The 22,912-nt window shown below is 35.9% G+C and carries 16 protein-coding genes and 1 tRNA gene; 7 read left to right on the top strand and 10 right to left on the bottom strand.

Going from position 1 to position 22,912, the window contains the following annotated elements:
• Positions 1-968 precede the first annotated feature (968 nt).
• Positions 969-3,104 carry a hypothetical protein gene (locus tag LEP1GSC049_RS223765; RefSeq protein WP_004762968.1) on the bottom strand — a complete coding sequence of 712 codons (2,136 nt, stop codon included), beginning with the start codon at positions 3,102-3,104 and terminating at the stop codon, positions 969-971.
• A gap of 129 nt (positions 3,105-3,233) precedes the next feature.
• Here LEP1GSC049_RS223765 and LEP1GSC049_RS223770 point away from each other — a divergent pair, with 129 nt between their 5' ends.
• The 3 genes from LEP1GSC049_RS223770 to LEP1GSC049_RS2000000227255 all read left to right on the top strand — a co-directional run bounded on the left by LEP1GSC049_RS223770 (position 3,234) and on the right by LEP1GSC049_RS2000000227255 (position 5,262).
• Positions 3,234-3,638, top strand: coding sequence for a PaaI family thioesterase (locus LEP1GSC049_RS223770; protein ID WP_000648186.1), 405 nt, complete (start codon positions 3,234-3,236; stop codon positions 3,636-3,638).
• Between the two features lie 21 nt (positions 3,639-3,659).
• A tRNA-Leu gene (locus LEP1GSC049_RS223775) sits at positions 3,660-3,743 on the top strand.
• A gap of 722 nt (positions 3,744-4,465) precedes the next feature.
• A protein-coding gene (locus tag LEP1GSC049_RS2000000227255) for an IS5 family transposase (RefSeq protein ID WP_162833666.1) occupies positions 4,466-5,262 on the top strand; the annotation gives its coding sequence in 2 pieces (ribosomal slippage) (positions 4,466-4,811 and positions 4,811-5,262; 798 coding nt in all).
• A gap of 44 nt (positions 5,263-5,306) precedes the next feature.
• Here LEP1GSC049_RS2000000227255 and LEP1GSC049_RS223785 read toward each other — a convergent pair.
• Genes LEP1GSC049_RS223785 through LEP1GSC049_RS223795 form a run of 3 tightly spaced genes read right to left on the bottom strand, consistent with a single transcriptional unit; the run spans position 5,307 to position 7,449 of the window.
• Entirely contained in the window at positions 5,307-6,578 is a 1,272-nt protein-coding gene (locus LEP1GSC049_RS223785; protein ID WP_004755058.1) for an adenylate/guanylate cyclase domain-containing protein, read from the bottom strand.
• Between the two features lie 2 nt (positions 6,579-6,580).
• Complete coding sequence (locus LEP1GSC049_RS223790; RefSeq protein WP_001974506.1) at positions 6,581-6,985, bottom strand: pyridoxamine 5'-phosphate oxidase family protein; 405 nt, start codon at positions 6,983-6,985, stop codon at positions 6,581-6,583.
• Positions 6,982-7,449 carry a hypothetical protein gene (locus LEP1GSC049_RS223795; protein WP_004753837.1) on the bottom strand — a complete coding sequence of 156 codons (468 nt, stop codon included), beginning with the start codon at positions 7,447-7,449 and terminating at the stop codon, positions 6,982-6,984. The genes LEP1GSC049_RS223790 and LEP1GSC049_RS223795 overlap by 4 nt, the downstream gene beginning before the upstream one ends.
• A gap of 802 nt (positions 7,450-8,251) precedes the next feature.
• On the opposite strand from LEP1GSC049_RS223795, the gene LEP1GSC049_RS223805 reads away from it, so the two are divergent.
• Both LEP1GSC049_RS223805 and LEP1GSC049_RS223810 read left to right on the top strand, forming a co-directional pair.
• Complete coding sequence (locus tag LEP1GSC049_RS223805; protein ID WP_004755411.1) at positions 8,252-9,187, top strand: ornithine carbamoyltransferase; 936 nt, start codon at positions 8,252-8,254, stop codon at positions 9,185-9,187.
• 140 nt (positions 9,188-9,327) lie between these two features.
• Entirely contained in the window at positions 9,328-10,320 is a 993-nt protein-coding gene (locus LEP1GSC049_RS223810; RefSeq protein ID WP_004754013.1) for an HpcH/HpaI aldolase/citrate lyase family protein, read from the top strand.
• A 629-nt stretch (positions 10,321-10,949) separates the two neighbouring features.
• Here the strand turns inward: LEP1GSC049_RS223810 and LEP1GSC049_RS223815 are convergent.
• Both LEP1GSC049_RS223815 and LEP1GSC049_RS223820 read right to left on the bottom strand, forming a co-directional pair.
• The gene (locus tag LEP1GSC049_RS223815) at positions 10,950-11,816 is read right to left on the bottom strand and encodes a leucine-rich repeat domain-containing protein (protein ID WP_016560475.1); all 867 of its coding nucleotides are present in this window, start codon (positions 11,814-11,816) and stop codon (positions 10,950-10,952) included.
• Complete coding sequence (locus LEP1GSC049_RS223820) at positions 11,813-12,346, bottom strand: rhodanese-like domain-containing protein (RefSeq protein ID WP_025183321.1); 534 nt, start codon at positions 12,344-12,346, stop codon at positions 11,813-11,815. The genes LEP1GSC049_RS223815 and LEP1GSC049_RS223820 overlap by 4 nt, the downstream gene beginning before the upstream one ends.
• A gap of 1,839 nt (positions 12,347-14,185) precedes the next feature.
• Here LEP1GSC049_RS223820 and LEP1GSC049_RS223825 point away from each other — a divergent pair.
• Positions 14,186-15,106 carry an SH3 domain-containing protein gene (locus LEP1GSC049_RS223825; protein ID WP_016560418.1) on the top strand — a complete coding sequence of 307 codons (921 nt, stop codon included), beginning with the start codon at positions 14,186-14,188 and terminating at the stop codon, positions 15,104-15,106.
• Positions 15,107-15,333: 227 nt separating this feature from the next.
• Here LEP1GSC049_RS223825 and LEP1GSC049_RS223830 read toward each other — a convergent pair whose 3' ends face one another.
• The gene (locus tag LEP1GSC049_RS223830) at positions 15,334-15,792 is read right to left on the bottom strand and encodes an LIC11177 family protein (RefSeq protein WP_025177813.1); all 459 of its coding nucleotides are present in this window, start codon (positions 15,790-15,792) and stop codon (positions 15,334-15,336) included.
• A gap of 311 nt (positions 15,793-16,103) precedes the next feature.
• The gene (locus LEP1GSC049_RS223835; protein ID WP_004777311.1) at positions 16,104-17,177 is read right to left on the bottom strand and encodes a rhomboid family intramembrane serine protease; all 1,074 of its coding nucleotides are present in this window, start codon (positions 17,175-17,177) and stop codon (positions 16,104-16,106) included.
• A 56-nt stretch (positions 17,178-17,233) separates the two neighbouring features.
• Here LEP1GSC049_RS223835 and mtnA point away from each other — a divergent pair, with 56 nt between their 5' ends.
• Positions 17,234-18,328: an S-methyl-5-thioribose-1-phosphate isomerase gene (mtnA, locus tag LEP1GSC049_RS223840; RefSeq protein ID WP_004755340.1), complete on the top strand. Its 1,095-nt coding sequence runs from the start codon at positions 17,234-17,236 to the stop codon at positions 18,326-18,328.
• Positions 18,329-19,510: 1,182 nt separating this feature from the next.
• On the opposite strand, the gene LEP1GSC049_RS223845 is transcribed toward mtnA, so the two are convergent.
• Both LEP1GSC049_RS223845 and LEP1GSC049_RS223850 read right to left on the bottom strand, forming a co-directional pair.
• Positions 19,511-21,013, bottom strand: a complete 1,503-nt coding sequence (locus LEP1GSC049_RS223845; protein ID WP_004759415.1) for a DUF342 domain-containing protein — start codon at positions 21,011-21,013, stop codon at positions 19,511-19,513.
• A gap of 298 nt (positions 21,014-21,311) precedes the next feature.
• Positions 21,312-22,358 carry an alpha/beta hydrolase family protein gene (locus LEP1GSC049_RS223850; RefSeq protein ID WP_016560387.1) on the bottom strand — a complete coding sequence of 349 codons (1,047 nt, stop codon included), beginning with the start codon at positions 22,356-22,358 and terminating at the stop codon, positions 21,312-21,314.
• Positions 22,359-22,912: the final 554 nt, after the last annotated feature.

The raw sequence follows: 22,912 nt of genomic DNA, 5'->3' as shown, positions 1-22,912 counted from the left end.
ATCTAACTTTTGGTCATACTTCAAAGTATCATTTTTATACATTCTAACTGTTAAAAATTGAAATCCTTTGCTATTTTTTTTTAGTTTTTACAAACAAGTCCAAAACTAATTTAACTTGAATTTAGTATAAAATCCATTTTTAAAAAAAACTGAGATCTAAACTTTGCAGATCGATTCTACAATGTGGGAACTCATACTTTTACTACTCGGACGCATAAAAATAATATCAGAAAATGAATGAGGAACTTTACAAAGACGCAGAAATTCTCAAAAAATTATATCTAACTTGAAATCGTTGGCTTTTTTGTGTGAGATCCCACATTTTTGTGAAACTAAAGCCGTCTTTGCTTCCTTACGTAGTAACCAACCCCACAAGTTGAATAGGATTTTAGAATCAAAATTGAACTCAACACAACGCTCTCTACGGATCGCGTTGTGGGCTCAAAAACGCACATTTTTCAAGTGTTCCGACAAGAATGAGTCTTTTTACTTGCAAAAAGCATGTTTTTCTGATAGAGAAAAGTCTTCCGAATTTCTCCACCTGAATTGCGACCCATGGGAAGCAATTCATTGAGTTACCCCCACCCAAAAATAAGGGCGGGAACTCAGTTTTACAGAGGATTTGTCGTAATTCCGACAGATCTATATTAGAGTTGTTGAAAGTAAAAATTTGCAAAACTGCTTCAATTGTCCATTTTACTAATCTCTATAAAATTGAGTGCTGTTAATTTTATCACAAAACACTGATTTTATGCAAAATATTAGGTGCTTTATTATATAGTTATGAGTAATGCAACAAAACAGATGGAGAATTCATTTTTTAACAACTCTATTATTGAAGTCTAAACGATTAGATTAGTATGTTATTCTATAGTTTTGAATAATGACGGGGTTATTTTCTTTTAAAATTTTAGAATAATCTCTTGGCATTTTGTTAGTTTTTTTTAACAAATATTGTCGAAAAAAAATCATCCTCCTTTTGCCATTAGATATTTTTCCATAAACTCCGTAATATCCTTTATGTTTCTATTGATCATCTTTCTGAGTTCAGGAGGAATATTCTGAGACTTAATAACTCGATAATAGTTTAACGCATTTTTCAGCATCTTTCTTCTCGCAAACTCCTGCGCCTTAACAAGCATAGGCTTATATTTGTAATATGAGTATTCCATAATACTATAATTCTTAGATAGTTTAAATGCATGAGGAATTTTATCAAAATCGTAAGTAAGAGTCAGAAACGGAGCGTCATCCACTTCGGGAGGTTTTAATTCCAATATCCCGTGGATCATTCTAGGTTCTTCTTCTTTAGAACCTCCTGTCGATTCGTCTCCTCCAGTTTCTTCCTTTGCGTCTTCACCCAGAGGTTCCAGTCCTCCTTCTAGGACCTCTATCTCGGGTGTCTCCTCGTCCGCAGTAGTAGAAGCTGGAGCAAGATGAGGAATTTCAGGAGTTGTTTCTCCCGTCTTCTGATATTCTGGATCAGGAAGACCTATTTTAGGAAGTTCTAATGGTGTAGGTGCTTTTTCCGGAGTCTCTGAAGTTGTAGGAGCCTCTAGCCGAATTTCTTCCGACGGCGGAGTGGAACTAGGAGTTTGAGAAGTTTTTTCTTCTTCAGGACGTATCGTTTTATCCTGAGGATCCGGAAGTCGGATTGGTACTAATTCGATTTTAGGAAGAACCGGGGCTAAAAATGGAGGTAGTTCATCTCGAACGGGGGCTTCCGTCCAATCAAAGTCAGCCGACTCTTCCGCCTCAAAATCCGCTTCCTCCCTCTCTCTTTTTTTTTGTTCCTCTTTTTGTTTGAGATATTCATCTCTAAGTTTGAAAAGATCTTCTTTTCTTCGGTCTTCACCTTGTCTTCGATCCTTTCGCTTAGAACCAGCACGTCTATCTGTTCCAGATCTACGATTCTCCCCCGTTCTACGATCAACTAAGGGAAGATCCTTAAATTTTTCCCACTCTTCCGAAAAGAAAGTATCATCCGGAAGATCCATTGCATTTGGTTCAGAATAAGATTGTGGATCTGTACCATCCCCACCTCCTGAAGTCCCTGCTCCACCAGAAGTGGGAGTTCCCGCACCACCTGCCCCGCCTCCTGAAGTCCCTGCTCCACCAGAAGTGGGAGTTCCCGCACCACCTGCTCCGCCTCCTGAAGTCCCTGCTCCACCAGAAGTGGGAGTTCCCGCACCACCTGCTCCGCCTCCTGAAGTCCCTGCTCCACCAGAAGTGGGAGTTCCCACACCACCTGCCCCGCCTCCTGAAGTCCCTGCTCCACCAGAAGTGGGAGTTCCCGCACCACCTGCCCCACCTCCTGAAGAAAAACTTTCTCTATTGATAGGAGTTCCCGGACTAGGAAGAGGAATATGTTCTTCCGGAGAAACTGGGCTCACAATTTGATAAGAGACCGGACCAGGAGGAAATTTTTCGGGTGTTGTAGGAGGCCCCGGAATGGCCCCCGGATCCCAAGGAGAAAGAGGAATAGAAATTGGATTCGAAAATCCTTTGGCAATAGTGTCGCCTAACGATTCACTGATGTCTTTAATTGCTCGAACCAGATCACCTAAAGGAATCGGAGGTCCGTCATAGTGATCAGGACGATAGACTTCGTCCTCGTCGCTTTCAAGATGGTCTTGAATCTGATCAATATTCTCCTGAATCTTATTTTGAATTTCTTCATCTGGAATACGAGTTTTAGTTCTTTTATAAATTTCTAATGCACCGTTGTAACTTTCTTTATCAACGAGAGCTTCCGCATTAATTAAAGGACGACGATGATTTGCAAATTTAGAATTATTCCGAATGATATCATCTACTTTGTTTTTCAGATTTAATTTAGGCTTTTTACGAAGTCCTGGAAATTCTTCTTTATGTTTTTGGGGATCTTCCTGCTTAGATTCTCTTTCCGATAAAGGTTGTTGTTCCTGAACACTCTGGGAATCTACAGGAATTTCTTTTCCTCTATCGTTTCTAAGATTGGAATCTGTGTGGGGTTCACCACTTGATGTTTTTGAAGAAGATTTCCCAGGATCAGAATCTTTCGGAGCAGGTTTATCTTTGAATAAAGTATAGGCCCCTGCTCCAGCGGATAAAAGACCTAACATGAATAAGAGAAGTGTTGTCATGAGAAGAAGCTACTGTTCTAAAAATCGACCAAACCAGATAGTAATCTTAAACCCACTCGAACTTCTTTTTGTAATTGACGTCATGGATGTATAGTATATTCCTGACTTATGAAAGCTTCGGTTCGGGCAAACTTAAGTTTTGGATCCAGTCCAGACAATCCGGACGGACTTCAATTGAAAATCACCTTTGACGAAGATACACAGTCCGCATACGGTGATTTCACTTGTCCGGAAAAGTTTCAAGGTCAACCGGATGTAATTCATCCAGGAATTATATCTACGATCTTAGACGAAATCATGGTAAAAATCAACGAAGCCATGAATTTTAAAACAACTACGGGCGAACTTACCATTCGTTTTCTACAACCTGCATTCGTCAATCAACCTCTCCATCTACGCGGATGGTTTGTTAAAAAGAACAAGAAAGTGATCGAAAACAGAGCAGAAATTGAAAACGAAATCGGAAAAATCGTAGCTCGTGGCAAAGGCAAATACATCGAAGTAGACGATTAAAATCACCCTTGTAATCAAACCGCCGATGTGGTGAAACTGGTAGACGCAGTGGATTCAAAATCCACCGGAGGCAACTCTGTGTCGGTTCGAGTCCGACCATCGGCAAAATTTAAAATAACATAAAAACACAGGACTCGAAGCGGGTTTTGGTAAAGCATTTCGAGCTCTCGTAAAGAGTGAAGAAATGATTTCTTCCTAGGACAAATAATTTAACATGAGCACGACGTAAGGATCATGATTCTGAAAAAAGTTAGAATCTGAACTTGATAGATCGATTCTTGAAATGTGGGAACTCTCACAATTTATAAAATAGAAGTTTATAACAATTGAATCTGTCTTATTCAATTGCGAGAACTACCACAAAACTTAGGTTTGTTTGTAAAATTATGTGGGAACTACCACAAATCACGATTTTACGAACAAATTCTAAAATTGTAGGAACTCATACTTTTAGAAAATTCCTTCTCAGTCAAAATTCACCTTACAATGGGATTTAAATTTTGACGATGACTGTAAAACAGCGGTTTTGTGCAAAAATCTGATTAGACGGACGATGATTTTTTTGTATTTTATAGTAGTAGCTCCTACAATTTTCAAAGTTCAATCCTAGAAATGTGAGAACTATTACTTTTTTTGAATGCCAAACCTTATCTACTTAAAAAACGAATCAATTCCGAAAAAGATAATTTCCATTTATAAATTCATTTTACCGAATCGTTATTTATTTACCTTTTAAAATCGGTTCGTTTTTTAAGTTCAAAATTTTTTCACTAAGAGCCGGTCTCAAAACTGGTTGTACTTTTGAATCGTAATTATTTACTTGTGAAATGGACAAATATTATTCAGAGATACCGGATGGACTTTGGAAACAAATAGCCCCATTGATCCCGAAAGAAAAGGTAAATCCGAAAGGAGGTCGCAATCGAGTACCAACACGATTAGTAATGGCCGGTATCATCTATCGAATGAAAACAGGCTGTCAGTGGCGTGCCATTCCGAATGAGTTTGGATCTGGCCAAACTTGTCACAGAAGATTTCAAGAATGGGAACGAGCAGGAGTATTCAAAAAGATTTATAAATCTATTTTAAAATATTATGATGTAAAGAATCAGATAGCATGGGACTGGGCTTCGATGGATTCGGCAATGGTTAAAGCTCCCAAAGGGGGAGCTTAACTGGGAAAAACCCTACAGACCGTGCCAAATTGGGGGTTAAACGGCATATTCTTACAGATGGAAATGGAATTCCTTTGGCCATAACATTGAGTGGAGCCAATGTTCATGATAAACACGCTGTAAAAGATACGTTGAATTCAATCCTGATTTTTTCCGGTAGAAGAAAAAAGAAACCAAAACATCTTTGTTTAGATAAAGGATATGATTTCAAAGATATAGAAGTTTTAATCAAAAGAAGAAACATTCAATCTCATATTCGGAAAAAAGGTGAGAAGCCTCTCATTGGTAAATATAAAGGAAAACCTAGACGATGGGTCGTTGAAAGAACTAACAGTTGGCACAATCGATTCAGGGCTATCCTAATTCGTTGGGAAAGAAAATCTGAAAATTATCTTGCATCTCTTTATCTCGCAAGCTCTATCATTGCTTTTAACTTTTTTGATAGGTAGTTTTGAGACCGGCTCTTAGTTCGGATCGCAAAAATCGTTTTAAGTTATACCGAATTTTCGATCTTATAGACTTTAATCGGTTGAGACTTTCCTTTTACAGTAACTTCATCTAAAAAGGAATGCGTAAAACGACTTGGGTCTCTCAAAGAAGCAATCGTAACCTCGCTCACAATGATCGAACATTTGAATTGTTTTGTAAGACCTTCAATTCTAGACGCAAGATTCACACTATCCCCGATCACCGTACCTTCCATACGATTTTCGTGACCTATGATTCCGAGCATCAAATGACCCGTATGAATTCCTATACCAATATCAATCGGATCCTGATTTTCCTTCTGTCTAAGTTCATTGAATTGTTTCAGTGCTTTCATCATTGCTAAAGCCGCTTCTACTGCGTTTTCTGCACGAGCGGGAAAGATAGCCATAATCGCATCTCCAATAAACTTATCAATAAAACCGTTATGTTCTTTAATTACGGGAGCAATCATTCCCAAATAATTATTGATAAACTGAAAGTTTTCACTCGGAGTCATCTTTTCGGAAATTGTAGTAAAACCACGGATGTCCGAAAACATCACAGTCATCAAACCTTCCGTTTGATCGGCCAATTGAGTTTCTAAAATCGATTTTTTACTAAGAAGAGAAAGAAGTTCCTTAGGTACAAATCGGCTGTAAGCTTCCGACAATTGTTGTTGAGTGTAATACGCCGCTGCGTTTTCAATAGCTACCGCAATTTGATTTCCCACTACGCTTAAAATTACTTCGTCCAAAAGTTTAAAAGCGTTCATCTCTGCACTTTCCACTGCAAAAACTCCGAGCAATTTGTCTTTGACAAGCAATGGAATTGCAATCTGACTTTTTGCATCTTTCAAGCCGGGAAGTTCGATTTGTTTTTCTTCCCTTCCCATAGATTGACCGATCTGTCCCGCATAACGCATCTGAGTCGTAATTCCGACCATACGCATGATTTTTTTTCTTTTAGCGACCACACCGATTACACCTTGGCCGAATTCAACTTTGGCTCCCACACCACCTTGTTCGTATCCACGGCTTGCCTTTACACTTAGAGTTTCCGTGCCTTCTTCCACCATCAGAATCATAGCGTGTTTGAAGCCAAAAACTTCATCCATCACCTTCATGATTCGTTCAAAAATTTCCCCCAAATCAAGAGTATTGAGAATCTCGGCCGAAATGGACTGAATGATCTCCACTTCTCTTGTCTTTCGATGAAGTTTCTGATTGAGTTCCTCGATTCCTTTCTGGTTCTCTACGAATTGTTTCTTAAAATCCTCAACATCTTGATTATCGGACACGATTAAGACTCCTTAGCTTCCGTAAATTTCCGAACGGAACGTATTTCGAAAATATCTGCCGCTTTGAGTTTAAATACGTCACTCATACCGGACATAGACGCAATCGCTTCTAACTGCATCTCCATTGCATCGAAAAGTTCACCTTCAGTTTCCGTTCTTTTATAATAAATGTCAATCAGCCAAGGTTCTAGATTTTCTGGGTTTAAAACTTGGATAATCGCATATTTATTTTCCGTAACATTCTTATGTGTTTTACCGAAAAATTGATTCGATATTGCCAAATGATCCGAATCTACTTGATACACTTGACTTACGATTGTGGCATTCGGAATTCCTTCTTTGGAACAAGTTACCATGATACTTGGAACAATACCTTGTAAACAAGGTTGTAATTCTTCTGGAATCATTTCAATTTTTCTCCTGCTTTAATTCCGGGTGATTGATCGAAAAGTTCTGATAATTCAAACTTAACAGCAACCGACGGACGAATGACATACTGATTCCAACCTTCTCCCGCTTTGGGACCGAAAAAAAGAGCGCTATTTTCCGCTCCTGATTCCCGAACACTTTTCATCAATTCGTAATCCGCTTCCGTACAATCCTTAATTTCCTGCACGATTCCTTTATATTGGCGCGTTTTAAAGTTCGCCATGTGGGCAACAGTAACTGCAATGAGCTTATTATCGTTTATATCCTTCAAACAAGGCTCAAAGATTACCTTCGGAACCATTACCGTCATAAATTTTTGATCTTCACTGATCCGAACCCCAAATGCACGTGCAAAATGAGGTTTTAATTCAGCGTCTCTTGTAGCAATACTGATCGATAAGGGTCCAACCAGATCACCCATTTCTTCTTGGGTCAAACTCATATTTTTTAAGCCTCCGATAAAAAAACAAATTTAGATTTCGTTTCAATGGTTCTAAAAAGATGGGAATGAAATTTTTTAAAATCGTACAAACGATCAACAAAAAACCGATTCGAATTTTGAATTACAAATTTTCGATATACTCACTCGTTTTTAGGACCAAACAAATCCATCCTGAACTCGAAAATAGATTCGTAAATTAGGATAAAATCGAATTCACTTTTTTTTGGTAAAATTTTATTCTTAAAAAGAATCCGTTAGAAATTTCTTTTTATAATATTTGAATCCAATCGATTTCCCCCGCTCTAATTTTACAAGAAAAACTATTTTAGAAAATCCATTTCCGTTTGAATTGAAAACAAAAACTAAAAATTCAAAAAATCGATTTTATGATCTAATAAGATTCCTTTTGAAACACCAATTCAATTTTCAAACCAAGATATTTACTTTTAGAAGAAACATTTCTATTTATAATTTCCAAAAAATACGTTTACTTGGACTTATATTTTTACTTTCTTTTCAACAATACAAATCGGCTTAGAGTAAAAACATCTGAAATGACCCAAGTTCATATAAAGTGTCACTTACCCAAACACAAAACACTTTTATAAAATAAAAAAGTCCTAATCCTTCAAAAAATAGGATGAAAACGATCAAAATTCAATAGGGAATTTTTAGGTGGTTTACTCAATAGATCTTTACTCATTATAAGAACCCTAAAAATGGAACTGGTTAAGTCCTGTATTTTTCATTCCTTTTTCATTTACGAAACAACTTCCATTCTGTTTTCTGTACATTAGATCCTATGTCCGAAAACAACGTAAAACATCTGATTTCCTGGGAAGATTGGTCGGATTCAGAAATCCTGGATTTACTAGACTTTGCAATTCACGTAAAAAAAAATAGAGTGAACTACGCGGGCCATCTGAGCGGACGATCCTTGGCTATGTTATTTCAAAAAACTTCTACAAGAACCAGGGTTTCTTTCGAAGTGGCTATGACAGAAATGGGAGGTCACGGAATTTATCTGGATTGGATGGCGTCTAACTTTCAACTTTCCGATATTGATTTAGAAGCAAGATACCTTTCTAGAAACGTTTCGGTCATTATGGCCCGTCTTAAAAAACACGAGGACCTTCTTACGATGAAAAACGGTTCTCAGGTTCCATTGATCAACGGCTGCGACAATATGTTTCATCCTTGCCAGTCTCTCGCAGATATTATGACGATCGCACTTGATAAACCGGAAATTCCTCTGAATCAAATCCGGCTGACTTATGTAGGAGTTCATAACAACGTAGTCAATTCTCTCATCGGAATCACTTCGGCGCTTGGAGTTCACCTTACACTAGTTACACCCATTGCAGAAAAAGAAAATATTCATTCTCAAACCGTGGAAAGAGCTAAATCCAAAGGAACTCTCTCTTGGGAAGAGAATCTAGAAAAAGCGATTCAAAACGCAGACTACGTCTATACGGACACTTGGTTGGATATGGAATTTTTTAATGATCCTTCCTATGCGGATAAAAAGAAACAAAGAATGGAACTTATGATGCCCTACCAGATCAATTCTTCTTTGTTAGAAAAAACAAACGCGAAAGTCATGCACGATATGCCCATCCATGCGGGTTACGAAATCACAAGAGAAGTTGTACTAGGTCCTAGATCTATCATTTTTCAACAGGCGGAAAATCGTTTAGACGCTCAGAAAGCAGTCATTCTAAAACTACTCGAAGCTTGACCTACTGAAAATCGATTTACATAGTCCCGCATTTCCGAAATCTGTATTTAGTTAAATACTTTGCAACTTCGCTTGCGGGCTCACACGTTTTCATCCGAGCGATGTGAAGTTGAAACAAATCAGAATTAAAGGTACTTTCCATGTCTAAATTGACTCATCCAAGAGAAGCGCTCTTCGAAGGAGAAAAGCCCTTCCCGATCATTCCTGCCTGCGAACACTTTGCAGGTTCCGAAAAGTTAATTACAAAAGCACTCGAACTTCAAAACAAACTAGGCGGTCTTTTCGACATCACGATGGACTGTGAAGACGGCGCACAAACCGGAAAAGAAAAAGAACACGCGGAATTAATCGTTCGACTCCAAAACAGTGAACTCAACAAACATAAAATGAGTGGAGTAAGAATCCATGATTATACAAACTCCTTCTGGAAACAAGACGTAGATATCATCGTTCCAGGTGCAGGAGAAAAAATAGCGTATATCACAATTCCAAAACCTACCCGCGCGGCTCAGGTGGAAGAAATGATCACCTATATTCAAAAAGCAGTTCAAAAAGCAGGAATCAAAAGAGAAATTCCGATTCACGTTTTGATCGAAACCAACGGAGCGCTTCAAGAAGTGGAAAAGATCGCCGCTCTTCCTTGGTTACAAGTTCTTGATTTCGGTTTGATGGATTTTATTTCGGGTCACCACGGAGCCATTCCAGCTTCTTGTATGAAAAGTCCCGGACAATTTGAACACGAACTTTTAAGAAGAGGAAAAGCCAACTTAGTGGCGGCGGCTCTTGCAAACGGAGTGATTCCTGCTCATAACGTAACTTTAGATCTTAAAAATCAATACCAAACGTATAAAGACGCAAAACGCGCCCATGACGATTTTGGTTTTTTGAGGATGTGGTCTATTTATCCGACTCAGATTCAGGCGATTTTAGATGCAATGGCTCCGGATTATAGCGAAGTTCAAACCTCTGCGGAAATTCTAATTCAAGCACAAAACGCAGAATGGGGACCGATCCAATACGCGGGAGATCTTCACGATCGCGCGACTTATAGATATTTTTGGGAAATTTTGCAAAAGGCCAAATTGACCGGAATTTCCATTCCGGAAGAAGCAAATAAAAGATTTTTCAGTTAATTCTAATTTTAGAATTTTCTAAATTACAAAAGCCGCAAGTAATTGCGGCTTTTTTATTGAAAAAAGTTTTAGGCAGAAAATTCGGATTCATTATATTAAATTTCTATAAAATATCTATTTTATAGATTCATCACTAAGACAAAGTGGATTTAATGTAAATAAATCAGAAAAAATCTTCTACAAACATCAATTACCATAAAATAATGTGAGCAGAGCGTAACAAATGCGAAAGCGATTATTATGCTGCGATCCGTAGGGAGCCGTTGCACTTGAGTTTGAGGAAAGCGTTGTGCTTTAGTTCATTCATCGATCCCTTTCGAGTTATATCGAACTCACGTTAAAATAAGTATCCAGGTTTTTAAGCTGTGATCGTCTCATAGTTCAAATTAACAGTAACAATCCATTCAATATTTTTATTCGTTTTAAAAAAAATTACGGATTTTTATTAATTCTCATTAATGTATTTTTACTATTAGAGTTGTTGAAAAATTAATTCTCCATCTGTTTCTATTTTATGCAAATCGGCAATTGAAGCAGTTTTGTTAATCACCACTATGGAATTTTTCAACAACTCTATTACAAATTTTGTTCTAAGAACACCACTCAGCACAAAATTCGAAAAACCAAATTTAAAAAGAAATGTTACACTTAGGCAAAAGACGTTTGATTCTTTCTTTTTCTTCCGAGGGAAATTGGTTTCCTTCTAAACTAAGTCTTGAGAGTTTTTTTAAGGCTGCGATTTGTTTTGGTAACTTAGTAAGTTGGTTTTCTTCTAAATATAATTCTTTTAAATTTTTTAAATTTCCTATTTCAGATGGTAGCGATATAAGTTGATTTCTGCTTAAATATAATTCTTTTAAATTTTTCAAATTGCCTATCTCTTTGGGAAGTGTTGTAAACTGATTATCATATAAATAAATTTCTATTAAACCTTCCAAGTTTTTAATTTCTTGTGGGAGTTTTGTGAGTTCATTTGTACTTAAATGCATACGCTGTAGTTTTTTTAAGTTCCAGATTTCTTGCGGTAATACTTTGAGTTGATTTCTGCTTAAATATAATTCTTTTAAATTTTTTAAATTTCCAATTTCTTTGGGAAGTGTTTTCAGTTTGTTCAATCCTATTGACAGTTCTTTTAGGTTTTTTAAATTTCCTATTTCTTTAGGAATTGTTTCAAGTCTGTTTACATTTAAAGACAACACCTGTAAGTTTTTTAAATTTCCTATTTCAGAAGGTAGAGTTGTAATTTCGTTTGTGCTTAAAGATAATTCTTTTAAATTTTTTAAGTTTCCAATTTCCTTTGGAAGTGTTTTCAGTGGATTGTCTTCGTTATCTCTATATCTTAAAACCAACACATCCTTAGGATTTTTAAATGCTTCTTCTAAATCGGTATATTCTCCTGGTTTCAATGGAAGTTTACAAAAAAAACCTAATAAAATGAAAATGATATATACAATCTTTTGCAAATTTCTACCATTTTTCGAATCATTAAAAATCATTGAACTTCAGTTCCTTCAAAGGTAAGTTTTGTAGAATCAACGCTCAACAACGGACCTAGTTCATAAATATTTTTATATCCATAAGCTTTCAAAGAAATGAACGTGGATAAGTTAAGAGAAGCCGCAGGCGCTTTAGAGGCGAACGCTTCCGGACTTCCTGTAAAATTATTATTACAGTATATTAGAATTTTAGAATTCATCTTGGGAATTATTTTCGAAAGAGATTCCTTCGTAAATTCCGTAAATGGAAGACTGATCGCACCTTTAATATGTCTCAACTTGTAACGAGACTCACTTCGAGCATCTAAAAGAACTACTTCCTCATCTTGAATCATTTTTAAGAAATCCTCTTCCGTGAGACGTTTTACCTCTCTTTCTTCTGCAGAAGAATTGACTATATTTTGAAATTTTCTGTAATCGATAAGCCGGTTTGGAATTGAATTTCGTTTTGTCCTTACCAAGCCCTTTTCCTTTGCAATTATAGTTACACAAAAACAGAAATTCAATAATAACAAACAAAGTATTTTCATAAGAACTTTTTCCTTCTCCGACATCGACAATTAAAATCTATCTGTTTTTTTAGTCGTCAATTGTTTTTTCATGAATTCAAATAAAGACTATCATAACGTTCCTACTACTAAATTATTATCCGGACAATGGTGCCCGGGCAATTTTTACAAAGACATAGAAGCCCTCACAAAATTGTGCCGAATCTAAAATTGTTGTTTTTTTGAAAAAGATTTTGCATTCTAATTTTTGAAACAAACTTATTACAATTTTCTTTTCATACGTCCGAGTAGTATATATCCCAATTTATTAGCTTTTCTAAAAAAGATTCATACCCTAATTTTTCGCTTAATCAGCGTTTTATGATACTCAGTTTTATTGGATAGAAACATTTTCAAAATATATAATAAATACGTTTTTAATATCTTTCCATTCTCTCAATATCCTTTCTCCATCCGCAGACGTTATTTGCCGTTTCTGAATTCATTCTTCGTCAAGATTGATTGGACTTTCTTTTCGTTTTTCTTATGTCCTATAATACATTAATTTTATAGAAACTATTTAACGTGAGCAGGGCGTAACAAATGCGAAAGCGATTATTATGCTGCGACGACGACCCTCGTTGCACCTGAGTTTATTATTCGCCCCAATTTTCTTACGTCGAACTCACGTTATTTAAAATCAAAGTTCTCATCGTTTTTGTTTGCTGGATGGTAAGACTCCCATTTTTTCAAGATGAAGGATAAAAACAATCTTTTACAAATTACGTGAGTTCGGCTGAGTAAATATTTTCATAAAAGTATGAGTTCCTACAATTTTAGGAATTGTTTGTAATATCTTGATTTGTGAGAGTTCCCACATTTAAGGAATCGATCTGTAAAGTTCAAATTCCAACTTTTTAGAATCATAAGTTCCTTACGCCAAACTCACGTTATATTACAATGATTCAAAACCAAATATTACGTCTCTTTAGATATTTAAGAATAGTTTATTTTTGTTATATTATTGACCTTTAAAATCCGATTATTCTATAATAAAACGCTTTTGCGAACCCGTTTCTCCCGATTTTACAGGGGACTTTCGCACCCAAACGTATACACGTCGTTTGGCGATTGAATGGTTTCGCTTAACGTTTATTCAGTATGGCACATACAGATTCGCAATTATTATGTCTAGAAAATGCTATTAACCTTTTTCTTATACATCTTTGCGGGGCTTTTGAGCCGCTGTTTCTTCCTTTGTTCGCAAAGGAAGCGGATTGAAACATATTGAGGAAAAATTAATGCGCCGCGGGACCATTGTTTCTTCCTTTGTTCGCAAAGGAAGCGGATTGAAACTCGTGGGAAATTTGATCTTGTTTTCGTAATTCCAAGTTTCTTCCTTTGTTCGTAAAGGAAGCGGATTGAAACTAAATGCGTCAGCGCTGACGCATTTAGTTGGTCTGTTTCTTCCTTTATTTACAAAGAAAGAAACAAAAAAGAAATATGATTCATTCCTTTAACGTGAATTCGATGTAATCAATGTAAAAACAATTGAGGCGAGAACTCAGTGTTTCATAGATAGGCCTTTGTTAGATCACGCTCTAAACTCAAACCCTCAGGAATATTTTTTATATCCGATTTGTAAAAACAGTTTAATTTTTTAATTGTCAATTACTTGTGAGATTGAACATTCTAAGTTTCAAATGAAAGTATGAAATTTTCCACAAATCATTGAGATTCACTACTTTTTCGCCGCTATAAATTTTTTGTATGAGCGCTACATTCCATTTTTGTAAAAAACGAACCTTTATAAAATTGCAAATTTTAGCTACGCACATTCCACATAACGACCTTTTATCTCTAAGTTAAGTATCATTTCAAATGACTTTCAATTTAAACATAAAATATTATTTTTCCTCCATCGGATTCCTATTATTTTTAATAGGAAGTGGCTTAGGCTCCCAAGAAACAAAATCCTGTTTTACTTCTTACCCAGAAGTGATAGTAAGAGATTCTCCAAGTCTATCCGGAAAAAAAGTACACATCATCAAACAATCCACTCCTTTAGAAATTTTAGAAAGGTCTTCTACTTTAGAAGAAACTAAAATACGAAATCGTAAAGTTCAAAGCAATTGGGTAAAAATATCCGAAGGATGGATCTTCGGCGGTTTAATAAGATGTATACCCAAGATATTTTTTGCTCATCCAATTTCTTATCACGAAAAAGAATTACCATTTTCTCCATCGGATCCAACCGATTGGATTGCAATTTACTTACAACAAGAAGGTTATCTTAGAAAACAAATCTCAATCGATCTAAAAAGGGAATACGATGCGGTAGTAGACGAGAATGAAAAAATAAAAACCGGTTATAAGGTCAATGCAATAGACAATCCGATCATACTCATCAAAGGAATTACTTTCAAAAAAGGTAATTTTCCAGCTATTTCTAAAAAAGTTCCGTTAGAATTAGAATTTGGTAAGTCCTATAATTTTACTTTTAGAAAGGACAGTTACAGGATTACTTCAAAAGGTAAACCGGTTCAATCCTCTGGAATAAACGACTATCAATTAATCCTTCGTAAAAACGAAAAAGAAATGATCATTGATTCACTCGTTTACAGAACCGAAAAACCTATTTTAGTTTTTGCAGGGGATATTGATGGAGACGGAGAATTAGATTTTATCTTTGACTTAAAAGACCACTATAACGTTTCCAACGAATATTTATACATTTCATCCGAAAAGATAAACGACTTTTTTATAGTTCCAGTCGCTGCCAATCGAAATACGGGATGTTAAATATCGAATACGCAAATAACAAAACTAAATTTTCCAAAAACAGAAATTCAAGAATATTATAATTCTCTAAAATATTAATCTTTAATCGTTTTCCAAAGAAGAACAGAAAAACTTACAGTTTACCGTCTTTAACCTTTCGACATAAGAAAATTTTTTGCAGAAAATTAGACTACAAAACGAATCTCTTTTTGTTTAGCTTTAACTAATGGAAGTTTGGTGTAAAAATTTTATTTAGAGAATTTTTCCAGTAGTTTTGTAATCAACTCGTTCAAACTTTTTTCGACGTGATCCCAGGATTTTTTATTCATAGGTTCTAAAGGCATTTTTTTATCGAGTTGTTTGTATCGATCAAAACTATCTCTTGCATATTCTAAATATTTTTTAGGATCGATTCCTAATTTTTCTAGAGGACCCTCGTTTTTAATATAAATCGAAGCCAATTTTTCAACGTATTCGTCCTGTAAAAAATAGTACCGAATGTCTAACTTAACGTCTTCTATGGCTTTATAAATTTTAGAAATCTGCGATTCCTTTTTTTCCGTTGAAGATTTTTCAGGAACATTCTCAGAAGTCTGAGGTTTTTCATTCTCCTGTGATTGTTCAGAAGAGGAATTCCTCTTCATCATCTTTTCCAATTTTTCACGTTTTAAAATATCGAATAAAGCGCTTTTCTTATTTTGAGTCACGATCAAAACCCTATCTTTAAATTCATCTTTCAATTTTCTTATCGGAAGGTATAAGTACACCCACGATTACTATTATTTTATAAGACGAATTTTCAGGGAAAAAACCATTTTTCATTCCAATTCAAAAAAAGATTCTCATCTCTTAAGTGTTTATTTATAATCAAGGATCCATTGGAATAAAGTTGTTGAAAAATTCCATAGTGAAGATTCGTAAAATTGCTTCAATTGTCCATTTCAATCCAATACAAACAGATCAAGAATTAATTTTTCAACAACTCTAATAAAAAAAATTAGAATTTGAAAATGGTCGATTAGCGGATTTTCTCTGAATTTATTTTCAATTTTCTTAAAGCACAATTAGGAAGCCAATCACAACGAAGACAAAAAGTATCTTCGGGTTGAAAAGTGGGGGGAGGACATAAATTTACATTCGTTTGTTGTAATGGAATCAGTATATCTTCCTGGTCGGAATAAGAAGTTTTTTTGGAAAGTTCGTCTAACAATTTCAGATTTTTTTGAGTCTGAAAATCCAAATCTTCGCTTACAGAACGAGTAGATTTAGATACAGTATTCTCCAAATCTTTCTTTTTAGGAAAAATCTTTCCGGAATTGTTTTTTAAAATCAATGGAGCCACAAGAGTCGCACCGATCGCTCCTCCTAAATGACAGGAATTGCTTACTACAAAAGGAGAATGGAAATAATAAACCGCAACGAAATCAGCCACAAAACCACCGCCTACAAAAATCCAAGCCGCATAACGCGCCTTCATTCTAAAAAAAACGAGAAACACTTCCGTCTCAGGAAATAAGATTCCGAATAAAACAAGTATCCCAGTCACTCCGCCGCTCGCTCCTAACGTCGTGGTCTGAAATAGATCCATAGGATAATGGATTCCTAATGCTTCATTTAGAACCGGCGCGAGTAATACCGTAATTCCTCCGGTCAAAACAGCAGTAAGATATACAACCGTAAACTTCCACGCCGAAACATATCTACAAATCAAACCGCCGAACATCACAAAGACGTACATATTGAAAAATAGATGTATAAACGGAATTCCGTATGCCTCGTGTAAAAATCCGTATGAAAAAATCTGCCAATAATGTCCGTGAAATACTCTAAAAGGAGTTAACGCAAAATAATATTCTATAATTCCGGTCCCGCCAGCAAAAAGTTGAAGGATATAAACGAGAACGTTTATAATTAAAATTAAATTGATCGGATGAAAAATGGAATAACCGAAAAGAGATATTCCGTTTCGGTATTTTCTTTTTGCCATATTGGATAGAATACGAATTGTGGTCAGAGAGTCAAGCAAGGCTAATCCGGGGCAAATTTGCCCCGGGTTTCCACATTCTCCGGGAGAAGGAGAATGATTTTTCAATCACATTCTTTAAATCGAAAAATCGTGCCTCAACCTTTAGAGTCGGAAAGAAAAAAATGCAGGAATCAGGACTAAAACCAATTCTTTGGAAAAACAAAGAACTTATACTTTTAGATCAAAGAGTTCTTCCGGGAACCACTTCATACATTACGGCAAAAACCTTAGAAGACTGTATCTTTGCGATCCGAGAAATGGTAGTTAGAGGAGCTCCCGCAATTGCAATCACAGGTGCTTTTGGTATCTCTTTGTATTGGAATAGTCTTATTTCAAAACCGCCTTTCTCTGAACTCAAATTAAAACTTTCCGAACTTTTAGAATCCAGACCTACCGCGGTCAATTTAAGACTGGCCATCGAGGAATTCTCTTCCCGTTTTCCGGAATCCAACTATTCTTTTTTTAGTTTGGAAGAAATACAAAAAGGCGCAGAAGAATTGGCGTTATTTATGCTTCAAGAAGATTTAGAAAACAATCTGAGACTTTCTAAATACGCCCTTTCTCTTTTTCCGAAACAACCTTCTTCCTTAAACATAATCACACACTGTAATACAGGAGCACTGGCTACTGCAGGACACGGAACCGCGTTAGGCGTTATACGATCTCTTAGAGACGCGGGACACTCTCTTACCGTTTTTGCTGACGAAACCAGACCTTATTTACAAGGAGCCCGTCTTACTGCTTGGGAATTACAAGAAGAAAAAATTCAATCTTTTCTGATCACGGACAATATGGCCGGTTGGGTCATGTCTTCTAGAAAGATAGACGCAGTCATTGTCGGTGCGGATAGAATCGCTTCTAATGGCGACACGGCCAACAAAATCGGAACCTATCCTTTGGCAATCGTAGCCAAACACCACGGAGTTCCTTTTTACGTAGCCGCTACCGCTAAAAGTATGGATTTTGAAATCCCAAACGGTAGTTATATTCCGATCGAAATGAGAAAGGAAGAAGAAATCACTTCGTTCAGTTTTTTAAAAGACTCGGATGGAAAACCACTTTTAAATGAAGGTGTGATCGCTCCCAAAGGAATGAAGGCTCTCAATCCATCCTTTGACGTAACCCCGGCTTCTCTCATCACTGGTATCATTACAGAAAAAGGAATTGTTTCTCCAGTTACAGAAGAAAATCTAAAGAAGTTTTTTCAATCGATCTAATTTTTATATTACTCTTTTATAAAGTTTCTGCGAAACCAAACTTATATTTTACTGTGAAATTTTCAGAATTTTACCGCAAGAAATACCGGTTAATTTTTATATTATAATATTTCATTTTTTTAAAGCATAAAACCAAACACACAGTTTTCTTACAAAAATAGACCGTGACAATGGATTTTTTTGACTGTAAAATTACCTTTTTCAAATACATTCAAAAACTTTAAAATTAAAAACGGCAAACCAATATTACCTTTAGAAAGTCGCCATACTCGATGTTATTTGTTCCCAATCGGTGATTTGATTCTTTAATCGGCTTGGACGATAATTCTTTTGATTCTAGAAAGGTTTATCCAATAGATAATGTGAACTCGATTTAAGAATGTTTTATAAAAATCTGATTTTTCCATAAAAAATGAATGTAGGAATTTTTACTTTTAGAATTTGTTCGTAAAATCGTGGTTTGTGGTAGTTCCCACATTCCAGAAATCAAGATCACAACTTTTTTAGAAAAGTTCCTTACGCCCTGCTCACATTAACTAAACGTTTTAGATATAAATCCAATGCGAAAACGATTGAGGTGTAAACGCTCTCTATCATAACCAACCCCACAAGTTGAAGAAGATTTTAGAATCAAAATTGAACTCAGCAAAACGCTTTCCTAAGGGTCGCGTTTTAGGATAAAAAACGCACATTATTCAAGTGCTCCGACAAGAATGAGTCTTTTTACTTGCAAAAAGTATGTTTTTCTAATAGAGAAAAATTTTCCGAACTTCTCCACCTGAATTGCGACCCATGGGAAGCAATTCATTGAGTTGCCACCCAAAAATAGGGAAAACTAAAGCACAACGCTCTCTATGAATCGCGTTGTGGGGTGGGAACTCAGTTTTACAGAGGATTTGTCGTAATTCCCACAGATTTAATATTGAGATCCAAATACTTGTGAGGTTGGTTATGGCGCTCAACAGATCGCGTTCTATATTATAATTCAAGACGAAATATTATATTACGTTTCTTTTATGCAATTTATTGACTGGAGTTGAAAGCGCAGTATAACTTTATCCGTGGCAACTCTGGATTTGTCCAATCTTTCTTAAACTGAATCTACATTATTGAAGTGTAAAATACTAGTCACTTTATTTTATAGTTCCGAGTAGTTGATCTTAAATTTACCAAATTAGAAAACTATTTCGTTTGAAGAGCGACCATAACCGCTTTTTCCTGACCTGGTTCAAATACCATCATAAAAGAAGACTGAAACTTAGTGATCTTTTCTATCTGTCTTCTGTAATGAATTACGGCGCCCGGATACGCCCCTTTTTGAACCGCAAGCCTTACCGCACCCGAATTAAAACGAGAACTTTTCAAACTGTCTTGTTTGAATTTTAGCATATTCAAAATCTTTAATTTTTTGTTATAGTCTTCAAATACAATTTTAAATGCGGTTTTTTTATCTTCGGGAAGATTTCCTCTAAAACGTTGAACCATGTGTTTGATCTGTTGGATCTTAGGGAGAATTTTTTCCATTTCTTTTTCCCCCATTTGGATCTTTCTACTGATTTCTTGAAAAGAACGATCGTTCTTAAAATGAAAACCCAATTCCACAATAACATCCAATTCCGCGCCGGAACCTAAAGAAACGGCTGAAATACCTTCGTTGGTTCTAATTTTACTCGAAACCAAATTCCCATTCTGTCCGTTCAAAATGATGGAACCCAAGGTATCGATCGTAGAATTTAAAATCGCACCTTCTACAATTATATCTCCTTCCGTTTCCAAATAAGCGTTTTCTATAAACTTAGTCTGAATTTGTCCAGTAACCAAAATGATTTCAGTACCACCCGAACCCTTAATTCCTCCATGAACAATTAGATCCTGTCCTACCTTGATTTGATTACTTTCTAAATTTCCATAAACTATAAGCGAACCGGTACATTCTACAATGGAACCGGGCTCGACGTCTCCCCGAACGATTACGTTTCCATCAAACTGAATGTTTCCTGTAGAAAGTCCTACATTTCCGGCAATCTGCAATTCAGGAGATACGGTGATAGATACTTCCGTTGCAAAGATAACTCCGTTACTCGTAGCGAAATATTCCTGAAGATTTTTACCTTCTTCTAGAACGTTTCTCTCTTCGATATGATTTCCAACTACAAGTTTCGGTTTTTTAATCGAAGGCGCCGGAATGATATTTCCAAATACGTCAAAACCTGGAACCCCTGGAATCCCCTCAAATTTAGTGGCGAGTTTTTCGCCTACTTTCACATTGATATAACGATCTATATTTCTAAAATCAGCCCTACCATCTTCCAACAACTTGACTCGTTTAGACATTGGATGATAAAAACGAACCCAACCGTTTTCTCCTGGAACCGGAGCCACACCCTTTGCAATCTCCGTTTTAATAGGAGTAAAATCCCCCTTCTGTGCCGCTCTTTCTAATAAATTTAAAATTTTTCGAATCTCATCGTTTAAAACCCGATCCCTATGGATTCCCCAATCTTCGATAACACTCCAAAGTTTCTCTTTGGATAAGGTTTCCCCTTTGAGATTGTAAGGTCTGACGGTAATTATTGCGGAAAGTTTATCCTGAGACACCACAATTGTAATCGCAGAGTCAATGGAAACGGGAGAAATTTGAGATTCTGGCGTAGGTGTATTCATAGGCTTCTCGTTCGCATTCATTGTATTTCAATCTTTCAGTCATAAACTAAGTATCTTATTCTTATTTCTCGAGAAATCGGAAACTCAAATGTAATATATATTGTTCCGTTGAAATGAAACTTATTTTTTACTTATATATCCGTCCCAAAACTGAAATTTTATACTAAAAAAAGAAACCCACCTAAGAAACAACAAACTTCATTTCTATTTTATACTTAAAATTTTATCACTTTTCCAACAGAAAACATTCTGGAAAAAGAGAAGAATCTAAAATAGGAGCTAACTAAGCTAAGACGAAAAACGGGCTAAAAATCCACATTTAAAGTAGAAGATCTACCGAATTTAAATACTCTCCCCAAAACTTTGCCATAGGTAAAATTTCATTTAAACCCGAATAAAACGGTCTATGATCCCCGTGTGTAAGCAGACTCGTTTCTAAAAAGTAAATCTTTTGATTTCCATTCTTCAAAAGTAAGTTTCTAAGATCTTTGGATTCTTGAGGGGAAATCACCGAATCATCGTCTCCGTGTAGTAAAAAACAAGGCCTGTAAAAACGATCCGTAAAAAATGCAGGAGAAGTTTCTTTCGCAAATGTTTCCGGAACAATAGATTTAATTTCAAGCGCCAATTGATTTCTAAAATCGGAACTTTCCAAAAATCTGTTTAAGAAATTCTTATCTTCTTCATTCAAATCTAAAAAAACTTTTGGCCCTTTCAACTCGTCATCTTCTCTAGAAAGTCCATTGTCCAAAGCGGATTCTAAAAAATATTTTTTTAAACCTTCGGGCTCAGAACGAATCAAATGAATGTAGTTATACATCATCACGTTTACGGCGTAACTTTCGATTTCATAATTTTTTAATACGAAAGGTAACGTTTTTACGAAATCAGAATAACTTCCGATCAAAAGCACTGAATTTAAAACTTTTTGGCATTCGGAATCTGCCAAGGCTACAAATCCCATTCCAGCGGAAAAACTTGCGGAAAGATACGAGACCGGACATTTTTCCAAAGAATGAATTTTAAGAAATGAGGCTCGTATGTTTGAAATCGTTTCCGAACGGATTAAAAGATTTTTTACTTCCGTAAGTTCCGGGAGATAAACTCTAAATCCTCGATTGGCTAAATTGTTTCCCAAAGCTAAAATTCGAACGTCATCGATTCCTTTAAAACTCATTCCGTGTTGTAGATAAATCACTGGTTTTTTTGTGTTTCCTGGATTTTCTAAAATCTTAGTTCTCAAAGAAACGGAACCGGATAAATCCAAACTAGTTTCAGTTATCTGTGTTTGTTTTGGAATTTTTAATCCGGAATAATCGATCAAAAATGGGAGTCCGCGAATTGTGCTGAAAAAGTTCATCGGCATTGCAGATTTTAGTCTTTGGTAAAAATCTCTACAAATTTTTTAGTATTTAAAAGAATTTCTAAGTTTTTCTTAAATAACGTGAGCAGGGCGTAACGCGAAAGGGATCGATGAATGAACTAAAGTAAAACGCTCTCCTGAAACTCAATGCATCACTCCCTGAATGCCGATCCTTAGAGAGGCATTCGCTGAGTTTTCTGGGTCGCTCTGCAGGGTCGCGTTTGAACTCAGCAAAACGCTTTTTATTAAAGCGTTTTAGGGTCAATAAATTGAATCTAAAGACGATTGTTGTATTATGTTTCCTGTATGCAATTTATTGACCAGAGCTAAAGAGCCCGGTCCCGCCTGTTCCGTTTAATTTTTCTTTTACAAACCATTGGCGGGATTCGCCCAAATTTTCAACTGTCGAATTTATCTTAATATAAAATTTATAGTTTGAACCAATTTATTTTACGTCTGTAAATTTTAGATCCTGTTTCTGAAACCAACCTAAGTTATAGACTTTATCTTTTATGTAAGGGGAAGGAATTAGAACGAAATACCAATCGGACATTTGT

Source organism: Leptospira kirschneri serovar Cynopteri str. 3522 CT (genome assembly GCF_000243695.2).
GTDB lineage: Bacteria > Spirochaetota > Leptospiria > Leptospirales > Leptospiraceae > Leptospira > Leptospira kirschneri.
The sequence above is the reverse complement of the archived record's forward strand: the minus strand, read 5'-3'. Positions and strand labels throughout refer to the sequence as shown.